The 17,938-nt window shown below is 42.0% G+C and carries 14 protein-coding genes; 10 read left to right on the forward strand and 4 right to left on the reverse strand.

Annotated features, from left to right (window positions below):
- Positions 1-187: 187 nt before the first annotated feature.
- From lon to C9I86_RS11040, 4 genes are all read left to right on the forward strand, one after another.
- Entirely contained in the window at positions 188-2,560 is a 2,373-nt protein-coding gene (lon, locus tag C9I86_RS11025) for an endopeptidase La (RefSeq protein WP_080157988.1), read from the forward strand.
- 216 nt (positions 2,561-2,776) lie between these two features.
- Positions 2,777-3,049 (forward strand): nucleoid-associated protein HU-beta, encoded by a 273-nt coding sequence (hupB, locus tag C9I86_RS11030; protein ID WP_080157987.1) that lies wholly within the window; start codon positions 2,777-2,779, stop codon positions 3,047-3,049.
- A gap of 425 nt (positions 3,050-3,474) precedes the next feature.
- Positions 3,475-5,367, forward strand: a complete 1,893-nt coding sequence (ppiD, locus tag C9I86_RS11035; protein WP_080157986.1) for a peptidylprolyl isomerase — start codon at positions 3,475-3,477, stop codon at positions 5,365-5,367.
- 129 nt (positions 5,368-5,496) lie between these two features.
- A complete protein-coding gene (locus tag C9I86_RS11040; protein WP_080157985.1) occupies positions 5,497-5,799 on the forward strand; it encodes a helix-hairpin-helix domain-containing protein in 303 nt (100 codons plus the stop codon).
- 68 nt (positions 5,800-5,867) lie between these two features.
- Here the strand turns inward: C9I86_RS11040 and rrtA are convergent, their stop codons facing one another.
- Complete coding sequence (gene rrtA / locus C9I86_RS11045) at positions 5,868-6,410, reverse strand: rhombosortase (RefSeq protein ID WP_241956887.1); 543 nt, start codon at positions 6,408-6,410, stop codon at positions 5,868-5,870.
- 10 nt (positions 6,411-6,420) lie between these two features.
- On the opposite strand from rrtA, the gene C9I86_RS11050 reads away from it, so the two are divergent.
- Positions 6,421-7,029, forward strand: coding sequence for a tRNA-uridine aminocarboxypropyltransferase (locus C9I86_RS11050; protein WP_107276366.1), 609 nt, complete (start codon positions 6,421-6,423; stop codon positions 7,027-7,029).
- Between the two features lie 817 nt (positions 7,030-7,846).
- On the opposite strand, the gene C9I86_RS11055 is transcribed toward C9I86_RS11050, so the two are convergent.
- The 3 genes from C9I86_RS11055 to C9I86_RS11065 form a co-directional block, all read right to left on the reverse strand.
- On the reverse strand, positions 7,847-9,214 hold the full coding sequence (locus tag C9I86_RS11055) for an anti-phage deoxyguanosine triphosphatase (protein ID WP_080157983.1): 1,368 nt from the start codon (positions 9,212-9,214) through the stop codon (positions 7,847-7,849).
- The gene (gene yfbR, locus C9I86_RS11060) at positions 9,214-9,798 is read right to left on the reverse strand and encodes a 5'-deoxynucleotidase (protein ID WP_080157982.1); all 585 of its coding nucleotides are present in this window, start codon (positions 9,796-9,798) and stop codon (positions 9,214-9,216) included. The genes C9I86_RS11055 and yfbR overlap by 1 nt, the downstream gene beginning before the upstream one ends.
- A gap of 166 nt (positions 9,799-9,964) precedes the next feature.
- Positions 9,965-11,179, reverse strand: a complete 1,215-nt coding sequence (locus C9I86_RS11065; protein WP_080157981.1) for a pyridoxal phosphate-dependent aminotransferase — start codon at positions 11,177-11,179, stop codon at positions 9,965-9,967.
- A 399-nt stretch (positions 11,180-11,578) separates the two neighbouring features.
- Between C9I86_RS11065 and C9I86_RS11070 the strand changes: the two genes are divergently transcribed.
- From C9I86_RS11070 to menE, 5 genes are all read left to right on the forward strand, one after another.
- Positions 11,579-12,913: an isochorismate synthase MenF gene (locus C9I86_RS11070; RefSeq protein WP_080157980.1), complete on the forward strand. Its 1,335-nt coding sequence runs from the start codon at positions 11,579-11,581 to the stop codon at positions 12,911-12,913.
- Positions 12,910-14,643, forward strand: coding sequence for a 2-succinyl-5-enolpyruvyl-6-hydroxy-3-cyclohexene-1-carboxylic-acid synthase (gene menD, locus C9I86_RS11075; RefSeq protein ID WP_199190781.1), 1,734 nt, complete (start codon positions 12,910-12,912; stop codon positions 14,641-14,643). The genes C9I86_RS11070 and menD overlap by 4 nt, the downstream gene beginning before the upstream one ends.
- Complete coding sequence (menH, locus tag C9I86_RS11080; protein WP_107276367.1) at positions 14,627-15,439, forward strand: 2-succinyl-6-hydroxy-2,4-cyclohexadiene-1-carboxylate synthase; 813 nt, start codon at positions 14,627-14,629, stop codon at positions 15,437-15,439. The genes menD and menH overlap by 17 nt, the downstream gene beginning before the upstream one ends.
- Positions 15,440-15,526: 87 nt before the next feature.
- The gene (menC, locus tag C9I86_RS11085; RefSeq protein WP_080157978.1) at positions 15,527-16,501 is read left to right on the forward strand and encodes an o-succinylbenzoate synthase; all 975 of its coding nucleotides are present in this window, start codon (positions 15,527-15,529) and stop codon (positions 16,499-16,501) included.
- Entirely contained in the window at positions 16,489-17,913 is a 1,425-nt protein-coding gene (gene menE / locus C9I86_RS11090; protein ID WP_107276368.1) for an o-succinylbenzoate--CoA ligase, read from the forward strand. The genes menC and menE overlap by 13 nt, the downstream gene beginning before the upstream one ends.
- Positions 17,914-17,938: the final 25 nt, after the last annotated feature.

A 17,938-nucleotide genomic window follows, 5' to 3' on the forward strand; every position in this document is an offset into this window, starting at 1 on the left:
TCTGCACATAAAAGCTAAAAAAGGGAGGCTTTTGCCTCCTTTTTTATTTTCTGACATTTCATACATTGAAACTTGATGCTTTACCCCCATATACTCAATATAAGCTAACTCTAATCGTATTAAGTAACTATGCTGTATCCAGCCAAGTTATTTAATACGATTAGTCTGGACAGGAAGAGAGAAGAATATGAACCTGGAGCGTTCTGAGCGCCTTGAGATCCCGGTTCTACCTCTACGTGATGTAGTGGTATACCCTCATATGGTTATTCCATTGTTTGTGGGCCGGGAAAAATCAATTCGTTGCCTAGAGTCGGCAATGGAAAACAATAAACAGATTCTGTTGGTCGCTCAAAAAGAAGCAGCCACAGACGAACCGTCGATCACTGATCTTTATGATGTTGGTACAGTTGCAACGATTCTTCAATTATTGAAACTACCTGATGGTACGGTAAAAGTGTTGGTTGAAGGCCAACAGCGTGCCAAGGTTGAAGATCTAACTGATGATGAGTTTTTTACTGCAAATGCTGAGTTTTTGGTTACGCCAGAAATGGATGAGCGTGAGCAAGAAGTTCTCGTTCGAACTGCGATAAGTCAGTTTGAAGGGTTCATCAAACTAAATAAAAAGATTCCACCTGAAGTCTTAACATCGCTAAATGGCATTGATGATGCTGCGCGTTTGGCTGATACCATCGCTGCGCACATGCCATTGAAATTAGCGGATAAGCAGAAAGTGCTTGAAATTGTTGATATCACAGAGCGTTTAGAGTTCTTGATGGCAATGATGGAATCTGAAATCGATCTGCTGCAAGTTGAAAAACGTATCCGTGGACGCGTTAAAAAGCAGATGGAGAAAAGTCAGCGCGAGTACTATCTTAACGAGCAAATGAAAGCTATCCAGAAAGAGTTGGGTGAGCTTGACGATGCACCAGATGAATTTGAAGCGTTAAAGCTTAAGATTGAAGCATCAAAGATGCCAGCTGAAGCACGTGAAAAAACTGAGCAAGAGCTGCAAAAGTTAAAGATGATGTCACCGATGTCTGCTGAAGCGACTGTTGTACGTGGTTACATCGATTGGATGTTAAGCGTGCCTTGGCATAAGCGTTCTAAAGTGAAGAAGAATCTTGCTAAAGCTGAAGAAATTCTTAACGCCGATCACTACGGTTTAGAGCGGGTTAAAGAACGTATTCTTGAATATCTCGCAGTGCAAAGCCGTGTTAACAAGCTTAAAGGACCAATTCTTTGTCTTGTCGGTCCTCCTGGTGTGGGTAAAACCTCGTTAGGTCAATCTATTGCTGCTGCAACCGGACGTAAATACGTGCGCATGGCATTAGGTGGTGTACGTGATGAAGCGGAAATCCGTGGTCATCGCCGTACTTACATTGGTTCAATGCCGGGTAAGTTGATTCAGAAGATGGCAAAAGTGGAAGTGAAAAACCCACTGTTCCTATTGGATGAAATTGATAAGATGTCTTCTGATATGCGTGGCGATCCCGCTTCAGCATTACTTGAAGTTTTAGATCCTGAGCAGAATAGTTCATTTAACGATCACTACTTAGAAGTTGACTACGACTTATCTGATGTCATGTTTGTGGCAACCTCGAATTCAATGAATATTCCAGGGCCATTGCTTGATCGTATGGAAGTGATCCGTCTTTCTGGTTATACCGAAGATGAAAAACTGAACATTGCGAAAAATCATTTACTTGAGAAGCAAATTCAACGTAATGGATTAAAGCCGAGCGAGTTAACGATTGAAGACTCAGCATTAATGGGGATTATTCGTTACTATACTCGTGAAGCGGGTGTACGTAGTCTTGAGCGTGAAATTTCTAAACTATGCCGAAAAGCGGTGAAAGAAATTTTATTAAACAAAGACATTAAGCACGTATCGATTAGCCAAGATAATCTTAAAGATTACTTAGGTGTACAGCGTTGTGATTACGGCAAAGCTGACGAAAGCAACCGAGTTGGTCAAGTGACAGGTCTTGCATGGACAGAAGTTGGTGGTGATTTATTAACTATCGAAACTGAATCTATGCCGGGCAAAGGTAAGCTAACCTACACCGGTTCTTTAGGTGATGTAATGCAAGAGTCTATTCAGGCGGCAATGACAGTGGTACGTAGTCGTGCTGAACGTTTAGGCATTGCGAGTGATTTCTACGAAAAACGTGATATCCATGTTCACGTACCTGAAGGTGCAACACCTAAAGATGGCCCAAGTGCGGGTATCGCTATGTGTACAGCCTTGGTCTCAAGCTTAACAGGTAACCCTGTACGTGCTGATGTTGCGATGACGGGTGAAATCACGTTACGTGGCGAAGTATTGCCGATTGGTGGCTTGAAAGAGAAGTTGCTAGCAGCACACCGTGGCGGCATTAAGACGGTATTAATTCCAAAAGAGAACGAACGTGATCTAGAAGAAATTCCAGAGAATGTTATTGCTGATTTGGAAGTGCGTCCAGTACGTTGGATTGATGAAGTGTTAATGTTGGCATTGCAGAATAATCCGACAGGCATTGAGTTAGTCAATGTACAAAATAGTGACCTAGAGCTAAATTAGTTAAAGAAAAAACGCTTTCAAGATTAAAAAACTTGTCAGCGTTTTTTTGTGTGGCTATAAGGTACATCTAATCCGCATTATGCGAACTAATTTTAAGCTTTGATAGTTATTTATCATGATCTATCAAAGTAATAATGTTTTTTACTTGATTACCCTTTATGCGAGTACAGACTTAACTACCGCGTGGTAATCAAGGTTCATTCAGAGGATCTAATTGTGAACAAAACTCAACTAGTTGATAAAATCGCAGAAAGTGCTGATATTTCTAAAGCATCTGCTGGCCGTGCTCTTGATGCCTTCATTGAAACTGTAACTGAAACCCTAAAAAGCGGTGATCAAGTTGCATTAGTTGGTTTTGGTACTTTTTCTGTTCGTGAGCGTGCTGCACGTACTGGCCGTAACCCACAAACAGGTGCAGAGATTCAAATTGCAGCTGCAAAAGTTCCTGGTTTTAAACCAGGTAAAGCGCTTAAAGATTCTGTAAACTAAAAAATATTGGCCGTTGTGCCAGTATTTTGTCATGTTTTCATGGCTTAAAAATTGCTACCGGAAAGGGTATACTCACTCGGTACAATCAAAGCGCATCGGTTGATGCGTTTTTTTTACTTAAAATAGCCTCATAGCAACAGACTACGACAAATATCTTGTGTGATATTCATCATAGCGTTGTTTAATTGCGTTTATGTAACAATTCTCAGTGCTGTATGTGGCTTATCGGCCATAGGTTATCTATATTGATAAAGCTAAGTTAATTAAAACCGAGTATCGATATAGCAGTAGCTATTCAGTTGTTGTTATATAACATGTAGTAAATAGTATGGTGCAGTCATCATGGTGATGTCAGTAGCAGTGTGCATTAATTTGATAGTAGTTCGAAACCGAGCCAGATCGAACAGTAGGAGAGACGGCAGATTATGATGGAGCGATTGCGCGAAGGCGCTAACAGCATCTGGGTTAAGATTATTCTAAGCCTAATTATTTTATCTTTTGTATTTGCTGGCGTCGGCAGTTATCTGGCGAGTGGAAATGAGCAAGTTGCAGCAAAGATTAATGGTAAAGATATTAGCCAGCGTCAGTTTGAGCAAGTTTATCAAAATGAGCGTAACCGTATGCAACAGCGTATGGGCGATTATTTTTCAACTTTGATGAGCGATCCTGCTTATGTGAAGCAATTCCGTCAAAGTGTATTAGATCGTATGGTGAATGATGAACTTATTCAACAACGTGCAAATAAACTTGGTCTTAGTGTTAGCGATGCACAAGTAAAACAAGAAATTCTTGCGATGCCTGCATTTGCCGTTAATGGTGTTTTCAATAACGAGCAATACAACATGGCTTTACGTCGTGCTGGTTTTACGCCTGATCAGTTTGCAGAAACGATCCGTAAAGATATGCTACGTCAGCAATTCCTTTCAGCATTACAAGGCAGTGACTTTGTGTTAGCTGATGAAGCTGATGAGTTGCGTAAGCTTGAATCACAACAACGTGTTGTTCGTACATTAACGCTGAACCTTGCTGACTTTACTCAAAAAGTAAAAGTTACCGATAAAGAAGCGCAAGATTTTTACGACCAAAATCCAAACTTGTTCACTCGACCTGCACAAATCAAAGTATCTTACATCGAGCTATCAGATAAAGGCTTAACTAAAGATATTAAAGTATCAGAGCAAGCTGCTGAAACATACTACAAAGATAACCAAGCTAAGTTTAGCTCTGCTGAAGAGCGTGAAGTTAGCCACATCTTAATTAAAGGCGATACAACAGCGGCTAAAGCGAAAGCTGAAGCATTACTGGCGAAGCTACAGAGCGGCGCTAACTTTGCTGAAGTTGCTAAGCAATCATCTGATGATACGTTCAGTGCTAAAGATGGCGGTAAATTAGAGTGGTTCACTAAAGGCATGATGGATCCAGCATTTGAGCAAGAAGCTTTTGCACTTGCTAAGCCTGGTGATATGTCTGGCCTTGTGAAGTCATCATTTGGCTACCACATCATTTTACTTGATGGTATTAAACCTGGAAAAGTAAAACCATTTGCTGATGTTAAAGCAAAAATTGTTGCTGAATTACAACAACAGCAATCGGCTGACGAGTTCTATAAGCTGAAAAGTAAGCTAGCTGAAGTGGCGTTTGAATCTCCAGATTCACTTGACGCTGCAGCTGAAGCTGTTGATGCGAAAATTATTAACACAGGTTACATCACACCAGCGGCTGAAAAAGGCGTGTTGGCTAATAAGCAAGTTCAAGAAACACTACAGAGCCCTGAAGTTCATGATGATGGTATGAACTCTGACGTGATTGAAGTGGGTCCTGAGCATGTGGTTGTGGTACGTGTTGATGATGCGCGAGCTGAAGCTGTATTACCGTTTAAAGAGGTTGCTGCTAAGGTGAATGCATTGGTTGCGAACCAAAAAGGTGAACAACAAGCACAAGCTAAAGCTGATGAGATCATCGCTGATCTTCGTAAAGGTAAGAATGATATTGTTGCTAAAGATGGCTTCAGCTTCTCTGGCGAACAAACAATCAATCGTTCAGGCCCAAATGCAAACATTTCAAATGTCGCATTTGGTTTACCTAAACCAACGGCAGGTAAAGCAACTTACGGTATGGCTCGTGATAACAACGGTAATGTTGAAATCATCGCGCTTGATAAAGTTGTTAACATGAAGTTGGCTGGCGAAAAAGTAAATGGTCAGTTTGCAGAGCAAATTGGGCAGATGTTTGCTCAAGAAGATCTAGCTGCGACGCTAAAAACATTGCGTGAATCAGCTGAGATTAGCTACCCAATGCAAGACGCATCGAAAGATTAATTGAAATTGTAATGTAAACAGACGGGTCGCCTTGTGCGACCCGTCTTTTTTTTAACTATAAAATAGCCATTACCATTACAATGAGAGTTTAATTGCATATTATTCGTATTCACTTTCAAAAGGGATAGAATGAACATGACAATAAAATATCAGCTGTTTAAAGCCATCGTTGTAGCGGGAACATTGGTATTAGCCCCTGTAACTTATGCCAATCCTGATCAGCATAAAGGTATTGATATTATTGTGAATATTAATGATGCCAATGCAGAACAGCTTGATAAATTATTAGTAGGAATCGGGCCGGATAAAGCTGAAAATATCATTCAATATCGTATTAAGTATGGCAAGTTTGCTTCTGCTGATGATCTTGCAAAAGTCAAAGGTATTGGTGTGTCAACAGTCGATAAAAATCGTAAGCGCATTAAGTTGTAGTGAATAATTACATAGGCTTTATTTATTACGACAGGCCACCAGCGCCTGTCGTTTTTATTGAGCACTATTTAAGCTTTACGGGTTGTGACAAGCGCGATAATTGCACCAGATATAGCCCCTATTAAATGGGCTTGAGTGGCAACTTGTACCCCTATTAATTCAGCTGAACTTGCTGAGCCGCCAAAGCATTGTTCCCAACCTATCTTGGCTATGAGCCCGACAAATAACAACCAACCGCCTTTGGTTTTAGTTTGAATATCACGTACCGCTCCCCATGCAAATAAGCCATGTAATACGCCTGAAAACCCTGCATACCAAGTAATCTGTGTGGCAAAGAGTCCTAAACCTATGATGGTACTGATGCTTAAAATTAATAAGCTATAATAACTCGGTGTAAAATGGGCGCGGAAAATAAAGCTGATAATAATAAATGCACCCGCATTCATAGCGAGGTGAATCCAATTGGTGTGGGTAATATTTCCTGTTAGGATCCGCCATACCTCGCCATTAAGTATTGCTTGGCGATCCCATACTAACAGTGGCTGTAGTTGGGGGATTTGAGCAATAATCCCTATAATTAATGCGATAATAATGTAATTGCGAATAGACAAGGCAACCTCAATGAGTCGGTATTGTGAATACTGTGGTAAGGCAAAAAAAGCCTGTATTTGCCACTGGATTGAAAACATCACAGCAACAACGGAAATCTGGATCTTACAGCATCCATCTGAAATCAAACGTGCGATAGGTACAGCAAGAATATTATCACTTTCTCTACCAAATAGCCGACTTTGGGTTGGAGAAGATTTTTCTGATAATGATGAACTTAATAGCTTACTGGCTGATCCTGAACGTGATGTGTATGTCGTCTATCCTGGTGAAGGTTCAGTGCCGATATCAAGTGTTGCTGCGACAGCAAAGAAGCAACGTTTACAGACGGTTATTCTATTAGATGGCACATGGAAAAAAGCGTATAAAATGTGGCTATTGGCAACCAATTTACACCATTTGCCGTTAGTTAATTTAGACAATGCAGACAATGGTAATTATCGTATTCGCAAATCACCCAAAGAGCAGGGCGTTTCAACCGTAGAAGCCGGCTATTTAGCCCTATCTGCGTTTGAAGCTGATGCTGATAAGTTTGCGCCGTTGTTAACCACTTTTAATCACATGATAGATTTTCAGATAAAACATATGCCGCACGGGGTATTTGAGAAGAATTATTTGTGAGAAGAAGGATAATAACCCCGTCATTCCCTACAGTGAATGCCCGCGAGGGCGATAGGGAATCTATTACCCGCGTGTCGTAGAGTTACTGTGGTTATATAGGGTTTTCACTGGCGTCTTTAAGGCTCAAGTTCGCGGTGAGTAGATCACGGATAGCTTCGTGCCTCAACTTCCGAGATGACGAATAATAGGCTGGTGAATGCAAAGCCCAACCCCGTCATTCCCTACAGTGAATGCCCGCGAGGGCGATAGGGAATCTATTGTCTACGCGTCGTAGAATTACTGTGGTTATATAGGGTTTTCACTGGCGTCTTTAAGGCTCAAGTTTGCGGTGAGTAGATCACGGATAGCTTCGTGCCTCAACTTCCGAGATGACGGATAATAGGCTGGTGAATGCAAAGCCCAACCCCGTCATTCCCTACAGTGAATGCCCGCGAGGGCGATAGGGAATCTATTACCCGCGCATCGTAGAGCTACTGTGGTTATATAGGGTTTTCACTGGCGTCTTTAAGGCTCAAGTTCGCGGTGAGTAGATCACGGATAGCTTCGTGCCTCAACTTCCGAGATGACGGATAATAGGCTGGTGAATGCAAAGCCCAACCCCGTCATTCCCTACAATGAATGCCCGCGAGGGCGATAGGGAATCTATTACCCGCGCGTCGTAGAATTACTGTGGTTATATAGGGTTTTCACTGGCGTCTTTAAAGCTCAAGTTCGCGGTGAGTAGATCACGGATAGCTTCGTGCCTCAACTTCCGAGATGACGGATAATAGGCTGGTGAATGCAAAGCCCAATTCCGTCATTTTCTGCATTGAATCCTCTACACCCCATGCCCTTCGTTACCTATTTCCAAGGTAATTGATGGTTGAAAGAGAGTGTTGTACAGCCGCTGCGAAAAGCCATCTGTCATACCTGAAATATAATCAGCGATGATCCGCATTTCATTGTCGCCTTTATCAACGGCACTCTGCCAATGCTTACGAGTAGACTCTGGTAGTAAACGTTCAGGATCTGATGCAAACGCATCAAACAATTCCATGATTAATTGTTGGCCTTTATATTCTAGTAACTGAATCTCAGGTTTTTTAACCACATAATCACTGACAAATTGTTTCAACACATTCAATGCATTTTCCATTGGATGTGATAGAAAGGCATTCCACTTTAATAATGGCTCTTCAAAACTGTGCAAGCCATCTTGAATGGTTGGTGCAATACTAATTGAAGTGAGTAGAGCATTAACTAGCGCGCCGATTGCATCTTTACGTTGATGATGACTAGCAAACATATGTTCACTTATTTCACCAATTCGTTGCTCTAGCCATGGATCACCACATTCAGCAATTTTTGATGCGACAGCTTCTTGCCATTGATCGCGATTAACGATTCCCATCACGATTGCATCTTCAAGATCATGAACCCCATAAGCGATATCATCCGCCAATTCCATGATTGAACAATCAAGTGATTTAAAGCGTGTTTTATTATGTTGATCGGGTCGTGGTGAGTGATTACGCATTTGTTTAAATAATTGACGGTCGTGCTCTGATAATGGTGCTAAGACCCAATCAAAGACCGTTTTATCATCATCATAAATCCCTTTTGCTGGGTGCCATTGTTTGGCTTTTAAATGACGAAAGTTCATCACATCCGCAGCGCGTTCTGCTGCTGTTGTTTGGCTCAGTAATGCTGGGTATTTAAGTAGCCCTAATAACGTACGCCGAGAGAGGTTCATGCCGTAATGTTCAGTGTAGGGTTCCAGTAAAGTAACGATACGGAAGGTTTGCGCATTACCTTCAAAACCCCCGTGATTGCGCATCATATAATTTAATGCAACTTCACCACCATGACCAAACGGGGGATGACCAATATCATGCGCCAGACAAAGGCTCTCCATCAAACTGGTTGATGAGAGTAATGAATGGAATTGGGGCTGTTTTAATTTTAGCTGTGCCACAATGCCAGTGCCTATCTGTGAGGCTTCAAGTGAGTGAGTTAAACGGGTGCGGTAGAAATCATGATTACCCGCACCATGTACTTGGGTTTTGGCTTGCAGACGTCGAAATGCGGCTGAGTGTAAGATTCGTGCACGATCACGTTGATAGGCCGAGCGATGATCATCTCGACGCATTTTTTGTTCGTCGCTGTGACGTTGTTGCCAACAAGGATCAATAATAAAGGCTGTCATTAGCTGATCTCATCTAACGTTAAATTAAAGCTATCGGCAAAGGTGGTAAGAAAGTAGTCCATTTCAGGTGTGCGGCGTTCAGCTAAGGTTTCTTCTAGGCGTTTTTTTGCCTTAGTAAATTCATGATTACCTGCACTTAATTCTTCTAGGCATTTGAGATAAGCACATAAAGTATCGGCTTGTTTCACGATAGCGGCATTTTCAGGATCTAATTTGTGGCTATCAAGCAGTGGTGCGTAATCATCATGAAATTCTTCAGGTAGCATCGACAGTAATTTTTGTTCAGCAGCGAGCTCGATCTTTTTGTATTCTTCAGCAATGGTAGGGTTAAAGTATTTTATCGGGGTTGGCATATCCCCGGTGATCACTTCACTGACATCATGAAACATGCCTAATAATGCAATACGTTCAGGATTAACATTGCCGCCAAACTTACGGTTTTTAATCAGTGCTAGCGCATGAGCGACAAAAGCGACTTGAAGACTGTGCTCTGAAATATTTTCAGTTTCAACACAACGCATGAGTGGCCAGCGTTGAATTAAACGCATTCGAGCGAGATGCGCAAAAAAATGGCTTTTTTCCATGGGAGAGTTCCCTTATAGCTAAAATACTGATGGCTTGAGTATACCAATACTGTTGGGGTGGTGGGGGAATTAGTTGTGAATGGTTTGACGGTGCGAATAAAGAAAAGCCTCGATAAAAATCGAGGCTAATGAGAGGCGTTATTTAACGGTATTATTATCGTGGTTGTTATTGACGATAGCTGTGCAGGAAGCGCTCTAAACGCACCATTGCTAGTTCAAGATCATCAACTCGAGGCAAGGTAACAATACGGAAGTGATCCGGTTGTTTCCAGTTAAAGCCAGTGCCATGAACCACTAAGACTTTTTCTTGGAGTAAGAAATCCATTGCAAAGCGTTGGTCATCAACGATATTGAACTTTTTCTGATCTAGTTTGGGAAATAAGTATAGTGCGCCCTTAGGTTTTACACATGAAACCCCAGGAATTTGAGTCAATAGATCATAAACTTTATCGCGTTGCTCCAGTAAGCGGCCACCGGGTAAAATTAATTCATTGATACTTTGGTAACCACCAAGTGCTGTTTGAATCGCATGTTGCATCGGTACGTTGGCACATAAGCGCATAGAAGACAGCATTTCTAAGCCTTCAATATAGCCTTTTGCTTTGTGTTTTGCGCCAGATAACACCATCCAACCCGCACGGAAACCACATACTCGGTATGATTTAGACAGGCCATTAAACGTGATACAGAATACGTCTGGTGCTAATGGTGCAATCGAAGTGTGTTTTGCACCGTCATAGAGAATTTTATCGTAGATTTCATCGGCAAAAATAATCAGATTATGCTGACGTGCAATTTCAACAATTTCTAATAAAAACTCACGGCTATAAACAGCACCGGTTGGGTTATTAGGGTTGATCAGTACGATACCACGTGTATGAGGCCCAATTTTCTTTTTAATATCATCAAGATCTGGGTACCAATCAGATTGCTCATCACAGGTATAATGTACAGCGGTACCACCAGAAAGTGATACAGCGGCCGTCCATAATGGGTAATCAGGGGACGGCACTAAAATTTCATCTTTGTGATTTAGTAATGCTTGCATCGCCATTACAATTAATTCAGAGACACCATTACCAATGAAAACATCTTCAACATCAATGTCTAATAAGCCACTTTTTTGATAATGTTGTACGACGGCTTTACGTGCCGAGTAAATGCCTTTTGAATCACAGTAGCCTTGTGATGTTGGCAAGTTACGAATCACATCAACCAGAATTTCATCAGGGGCATCAAACCCAAATGGCGCCGGATTGCCAATGTTAAGTTTAAGTATTTTTTGGCCTTCTTCTTCCATGCGTTTTGCATGCTTAAGAACGGGACCACGTATGTCATAACAAACATTATTGAGCTTGGATGACATCCCGAAATTTTGCATATAATACTTTCCTGATGATAATTTTTGGTATCCTCACAAATTACACTATAAAACCAGTTTAAAGGAACACCTTTCAGCATAAAATTTGGAAAAATAGTTTTTTGTGTTATTTCGAACCCATAGTAGCTGTGGTATTAACTACAGTTATTGTTAAGGTTCAGCTATTTATGCTGAAATATAGGATAAAGGAATGATGTTACTTCATTAGTCAGATGCTATTGAGTGAGGTAGAATACTCAGATCATTCGTCTTTGCTGATAATCAATGGTTTTCTAGCTAAGTAACCATTGAAATAAGAACGATTATTAGCAAAGAACCAAGTATGTCCATGATTGGCATATTTTTATCTTTCAGCCAGGGATGAGCCGTATTGGTGATATTTAGCTGAGCGAGGTTATCTTGACTGCGTTACAACAAGCCGTTGCATTATTGATTGCTAACATTAAACAAGCATCAGCAACAACTCAACGATTACTAGTAAAACTAGAACTGCCTGCAAATACTGATTTAATTGATTGGATGGATGCGCAATCTTTATTTCCTAAATTCTATTGGCAATCTCGAGATTGTCGTGAAGAAGTGGTTGCTTTAGGGCAGATAAAAACGTTTACCGATCCGTTAATCGCTGAACAAGTGATTAATGACGATCAGCGTGTTTGGGGTGGACGTTCTTTTGATGGGCATACCGATCGTAATCGACGTTGCCTGTCGTCTTTCTTCTTTTTGCCATTACTTGAAATCATTCGTTTTGATGGTGAGTGGCATCTTGCTGCAAATATGAGTGACGATAAGCCGCGTATGTTAGCGATGTTAGAAAAAATCGTTATCAGCCCTGATATCGTCACTGATATTGATAGCCGTATTTTAAGTCGTAGCTATAGCCCTGACTTTGCAGGTTGGTCAACCATGATAGATCAAGCTCTGACGGGAATCGCTAATGATGAATTTGAAAAAGTGGTGTTGGCTCGACGCACAACATTGCAACTTGATCATCCGGTATTGCCAGCACAATTGCTTAAAGCAAGTCGCGCCAGTAATAGTAATAGTTTCCATTTTTTAATGGCGCTAGATGCTGAGCATTGTTTTGTTGGGTCGACACCTGAGCGTTTATTTCAACGTCATGAGCGTGCATTACAAACAGAAGCTCTGGCGGGTACGATTGGACGCGGAGCCGATACTCAAGAAGATCAACAATTGGCACAGTGGTTATTGGCGGATACAAAAAATCGCTATGAAAACCGTTTAGTGGTTGATGATATTGTTGAACGTTTGGTTCCTCAGTGTGAATCAATGAATGTTGCGCCAGTGCCTGAATTGGTGCAGTTACGCAAAGTGCAGCATTTAAAACGCAGTATTGATGGTCAGCTTAATGATGCTGTTTTTAGTGCCAATCTACTTGATAGCCTACAGCCAACGGCGGCTATTGCTGGTTTACCCCGTGATGCGGCGTTAAATTTTATTGCAGATCACGAACCGTTTGCCCGTGGTTGGTATAGCGGTGCTGTGGGGTACATTGGACAAAAACACAGTGAGTTTTGTGTCGCGATACGTAGTGCGATGATCAGTGGTGATGATTTACATTTGTTTGCAGGGGCGGGTATTGTGCCGGGTTCTGTTGCCGATAGTGAATGGAAAGAGCTCGATCGTAAAACATCCACCCTGTGCAGTTTGTTTGAACAACCCTGTTCTGATGATGTGAATATTATGGATAAGATGGGATATAAAAGCGCATGATACAGCCACCATTAACAACGAGCCAATCATACCGAGCTGCATTAAATGGTTGTTGGGCAAGCTTAATGCTTGAAGAGTTAATGAGACTGGGTGTGCAACATGTCTGTATTGCGCCAGGTTCTCGTTCGACACCATTGACGTTAGCGGCAGCAAAACTAACGCAACTTACGATTCATACCCATTTTGATGAGCGAGGTTTGGGTTTTTTAGCTTTAGGTTTAGCTAAAGCATCTCAATCTCCGGTAGCGGTTATTGTGACATCGGGTACTGCGGTCGCGAATTTATTACCTGCGGTGGCTGAAACAGGGCTTACTGGTGAAAAACTGGTACTGTTAACCTCTGATCGCCCCGCTGAATTACTTCAATGTGGTGCCAACCAAGCGATTCGTCAGCATGGGATCTTTTCTGATCATGTAAGTCACTTTTTAGATATACCAAGTCCAAGTTTGGATATTAGTCCTAATTGGTTGTTATGTGCTATTGATGATGCGATGCAGCAGCAACAATTGCGTGGTGGTTCGGTACATTTTAACTGTCATTATCCAGAACCATTGTATGGCGATGATGTTGATTTTAGTGATTACCTTACCCCTGTTGCACAATGGCAGCAGGATGCTATCCCTTACTGTCAGCATCAAGCGCTATTGTCATCGGCAATGGCAACTATTGATGCAACACAATGGCAAGCATTATGTGCTCAGAAAGGGGTGATTGTTGCTGGACGATTAGCGACGAGTGAGCTTAAAACTGTTCAACAATTATCGTCAATATTAGGTTGGCCATTGCTGGTGGATCCGCAAGCGGGTGGCAGTAGTGATTATGCTGGCTTTGATGGCTGGTTACAAAACGGTGCCTGTCAGCATCATCTTCAACAAGCGCAGGTGCTACTGCAATTTGGCGGCCGTATCGTTTCAAAACGGTTATTACAGTTTATTGGTCAGCATCAATGGCAGGCGTTTTTACTGATTGATCCGCTGGCTGGACGATTAGACTCTCATCATCGCCGTAGTCAGCGTATTCAAGCCAACATTGATGCATGGGCGCAAGCAGCAATAACGTTAACAACTGAGTCACTATATTCACAATGGGCACTGCCGTTAGCTGAAGCATCGCAACGTTATTTTGATATTGTTGCAGCTCACAGTAATCGTTTTTCTGAATTAGGCTTAGCCGCACAAGTTATGCCGTGGATAGCGCCTCAAACAGAATTGTTTTTGGGTAATAGCATGATTGTTCGATTGTTGGATATGTGCGCTAAATTACCCTTAACCGCGACATTTGCTAATCGTGGTGCGTCTGGCATTGATGGCCTTATTGCAACGACTGCTGGTGTGCAGCGTGCTCGTAAAGCGCCATTAGTGTGTCTGATTGGCGATACTTCGCTACTCTATGATCTCAATTCATTGGCATTATTGAATCAACATCAATATCCGATTGTGGTTATTGTCACCAATAATGACGGTGGTGGTATTTTTGATATGTTGCCTGTTCCTGATCAGCAAAAAGATGATTTTTATCGCATGCCTCATGGGTTTGAGTTTAGCCATGCGGCGGCGATGTTCGGTTTACAGTATTGCGCACCAACCTCATTGAATGCTGCTGAAGTAGCTATCCGTAATGGTCAATCACATATAGGTACAACCCTGGTTGAAATTAAAACGCCAGCGGGTGAAGCTGGAGCAATGCTAAAGGCATTATTTGCTGAGGTTGAGCATGCTACTTTATTCTGAAACTTTCGGTTCTAAAGCGAATGCTAATCAACCTACTCTCGTTTTTTTGCATGGCTTATTGGGTAATGGTCATGATTGGCGTTATGTGATTAGCCAACTGGCCATGACTCAACAATGCATGACTATCGATTTACCCGGTCATGGGCTGAGTGCGTTTGTTGATGTTGACATGACAGCCGCAGCTTTAGACGGGGGATTTGATGCTATTCATCACGCACTGAACACAACCTTATCTCATCGTGGCGTTACTGATTACGTGCTTATTGGGTATTCGATGGGGGCGCGATTAGCCATGTATCATGCATGTGCATTAGCTGCTGATCCTTCTGTATCCTCTAATGGACCTCGATTAATTAAAGTGTTGCTTGAAGGCGGGCATTTTGGATTACCAAGTGCTGAACGAGAGCCTCGCTATCAACATGATCAGCGTTGGGCGGCACGGTTTGCTCAGCAACCATTAATCGATGTATTACAAGATTGGTATCAACAGTCCGTTTTTACATCATTGACGACAGCACAGCGACAAGCTTTGGTTACTAAACGAAGTGATAATTTAGGTGCTGGTATTGCTAAAATGATGTTGGCGACCTCGCTTGCTAAACAGCCACAATTATTACCTCAATTACAACAGCTTTCTGTTCCAGTACATTATCTTTGTGGTGAGCATGATACTAAGTTTCGAGACTTAGCTGCGGCTTGTGGTTTAGCCGTGACAGTCATTGATAATGCTGGTCACAATATTCATATTGAACAACCTGTTGCTTTTACGACGGCATTATTAGCCTTTCTTGGTTAATAATAAGGTTATAAAGTAAAGAAGAGACTCTGTTTTCTGGCTAGAGTGTTTGTTAGATACAGCTTTAGCAAAATATAAGGAAATGTAATGCGCAGCGCTAAGTTATTTCAATACCAACTTCCAATGGATTCTGGGGTTATTTTACGAGATCAACGATTGGTTACACGTGAAGGTTGGGTGGTTGAGTTATGCCAAGATCAACAATTAGCTTATGGTGAAATTGCGCCATTACCAGAGTTTAGTGTTGAAACTGCTATAGAAGCAGGCGAGCAAGCACAACAATTACTCTCACAATGGGTTGCTGGTGAAGCACTTGATTTAGATGCTGCTTTTCCTTCTGTTGCGTTTGGTATTAGTTGTGCTATTGCGGAATTGGCCGCTGAACTTCCCGTTACCGGTAATTATTTAGTTGCGCCATTATGTTGTGGTGATCCTGATGATTTAGTGGAACGTTTTAATCAGATGCCGGGTGATAAAGTGGCTAAGATTAAAGTCGGCATGTATGAAGCTGTACGTGATGGCATTGTGGCAAATATGCTACTGGAAGCGATTCCTGATATGCAATTACGACTTGATGCAAACCGTCAATGGACACCATTAAAAGCCCAACAATTTGCGAAGTATGTTAAGCCTGAACACCGTAGCGGCATTGCCTTTTTAGAAGAACCTTGTCGTTTACCCAGTGACAGTTTAGCGTTTGCTCAACAAACTGGAATCAATATTGCTTGGGATGAAACAGTACGCGATGCTGGATTTGAAGTAAAAGCTGAACCTGGTGTGGCCGCGATTATTATAAAACCGACGCTAATTGGTTCTCTTGCGCGATGCATTACATTGATCGAGCAAGCACATGCTGTTGGATTGACCGCGGTGATCAGTTCTAGTCTTGAATCAAGTTTAGGGTTAAATCAATTGGCACGTTTAGCACAATGGCAAACACCCAATGTGATTCCTGGATTAGACACTATGCAATTATTTCAAACCCAGTTAATGCAGTCATGGCCTGGTTGTGAATTACCAGTGATTTCTTTATCTGAATTAGACATGGTATGGCACAAATAACAGCAGAATTTCAAAAGTGGCCTTGGCAATATTGGGCCGAACAAAGACCGACTGAAATTGCGATTGCATTAGGTGATGTAAACGCCGGTGCAGTTACGTGGAATTGGATTGAAGTTACCGCTAATATTGAAACTTATGCACAGCGACTTGTGGCTCAAGGGGTCAAACGCGATCAATTAGTTGCGGTGGTTGCGCCAAACAGTATCGACGTGTTGTGGCTGTTATTAGCGATTATTCGTGTTGGTGCCCGTTATGTTGGCCTCAATCCTAAATTGCCAGCTAAGGTGTTAATTGAGCAATTAACGGCATTGGATAATGATCACATTTGGTGCCCAGAGATAGATACGGCAGAACAATTACATGGGCATACGCTTTCTTTGAATCCTACAGTAACGTCTGAACGTATTATTCCGGTGATGTGGCAAGAACACCGTCCGGTTTCACTGACGTTAACATCAGGTTCGACAGGTTTACCTAAAGCGGTTGTGCACCATCCACAATCGCATTTAGCCAGTGCGAGTGGGTTATTAAAGCAAATGACCTTTACCGCTGACGATAGTTGGCTATTGTCACTGCCGTTATTTCATATTTCAGGATTAGCGATTGTTTGGCGATGGTTATACCGTGGTGCACGTATCGTCTTGGTAGAACCAGCATTACAGCAACAAGCACTACAATGGGTCAGTCATGCTTCATTGGTGCCAACGCAATTGCAACGTTTCCTTGATTCCGAATACGCACACCAGCACAAGTTACAACAAGTGCTATTGGGTGGGGCTACCATTCCGGTGAGTTTAACCACGGCAGCAGAGCAAGCCGGGATTGAATGTTGGAGTGGTTATGGAATGACAGAAATGGCATCAACTATAACCGCTAAACGTGCCAATAGTAGTGCGGGTGTTGGGACGGTGTTACCTAATCGTGAGCTTATCTTACGTGAGGGTGAAATTTGGGTACGCGGTAAAGTATTATGTTTAGGATATTACCGCAATAATACGATTTTTTCGTTATTGGGCTATGATGACGATGATAATTGGTTTGCAACCAAAGACTTAGGCGAGTGGCATGATGATGAATTATTTATTCGAGGTCGTGCTGATAATATGTTCATTTCAGGGGGGGAAAATGTACAACCTGAAGATATCGAACAAGTGTTATTACAACACGCCGCGGTTAATCAAGTTATCGTACTGCCAATAGATGATCATGACTTTGGTGCTAGACCGGTGGCAATAGTAACCACAGCGCAACCGTTAGACAGTTATTTAGTCGATCAGCTTGTGACTTATATGTCGCAAAATGTAGCGCCACATAAGCGACCGATTCGCTATCTTTCATTACCTGAATGCTTTACTCAAAATGTAAAGGTTTCTCGTTCAGATTTGACTAAGTGGTTAGCATCACAAGATTAAAACTAAAAACAGATATGAGTATAAA

This window comes from Photobacterium sp. NCIMB 13483 (genome assembly GCF_003025475.1).
Lineage (GTDB): Bacteria > Pseudomonadota > Gammaproteobacteria > Enterobacterales > Vibrionaceae > Photobacterium > Photobacterium piscicola.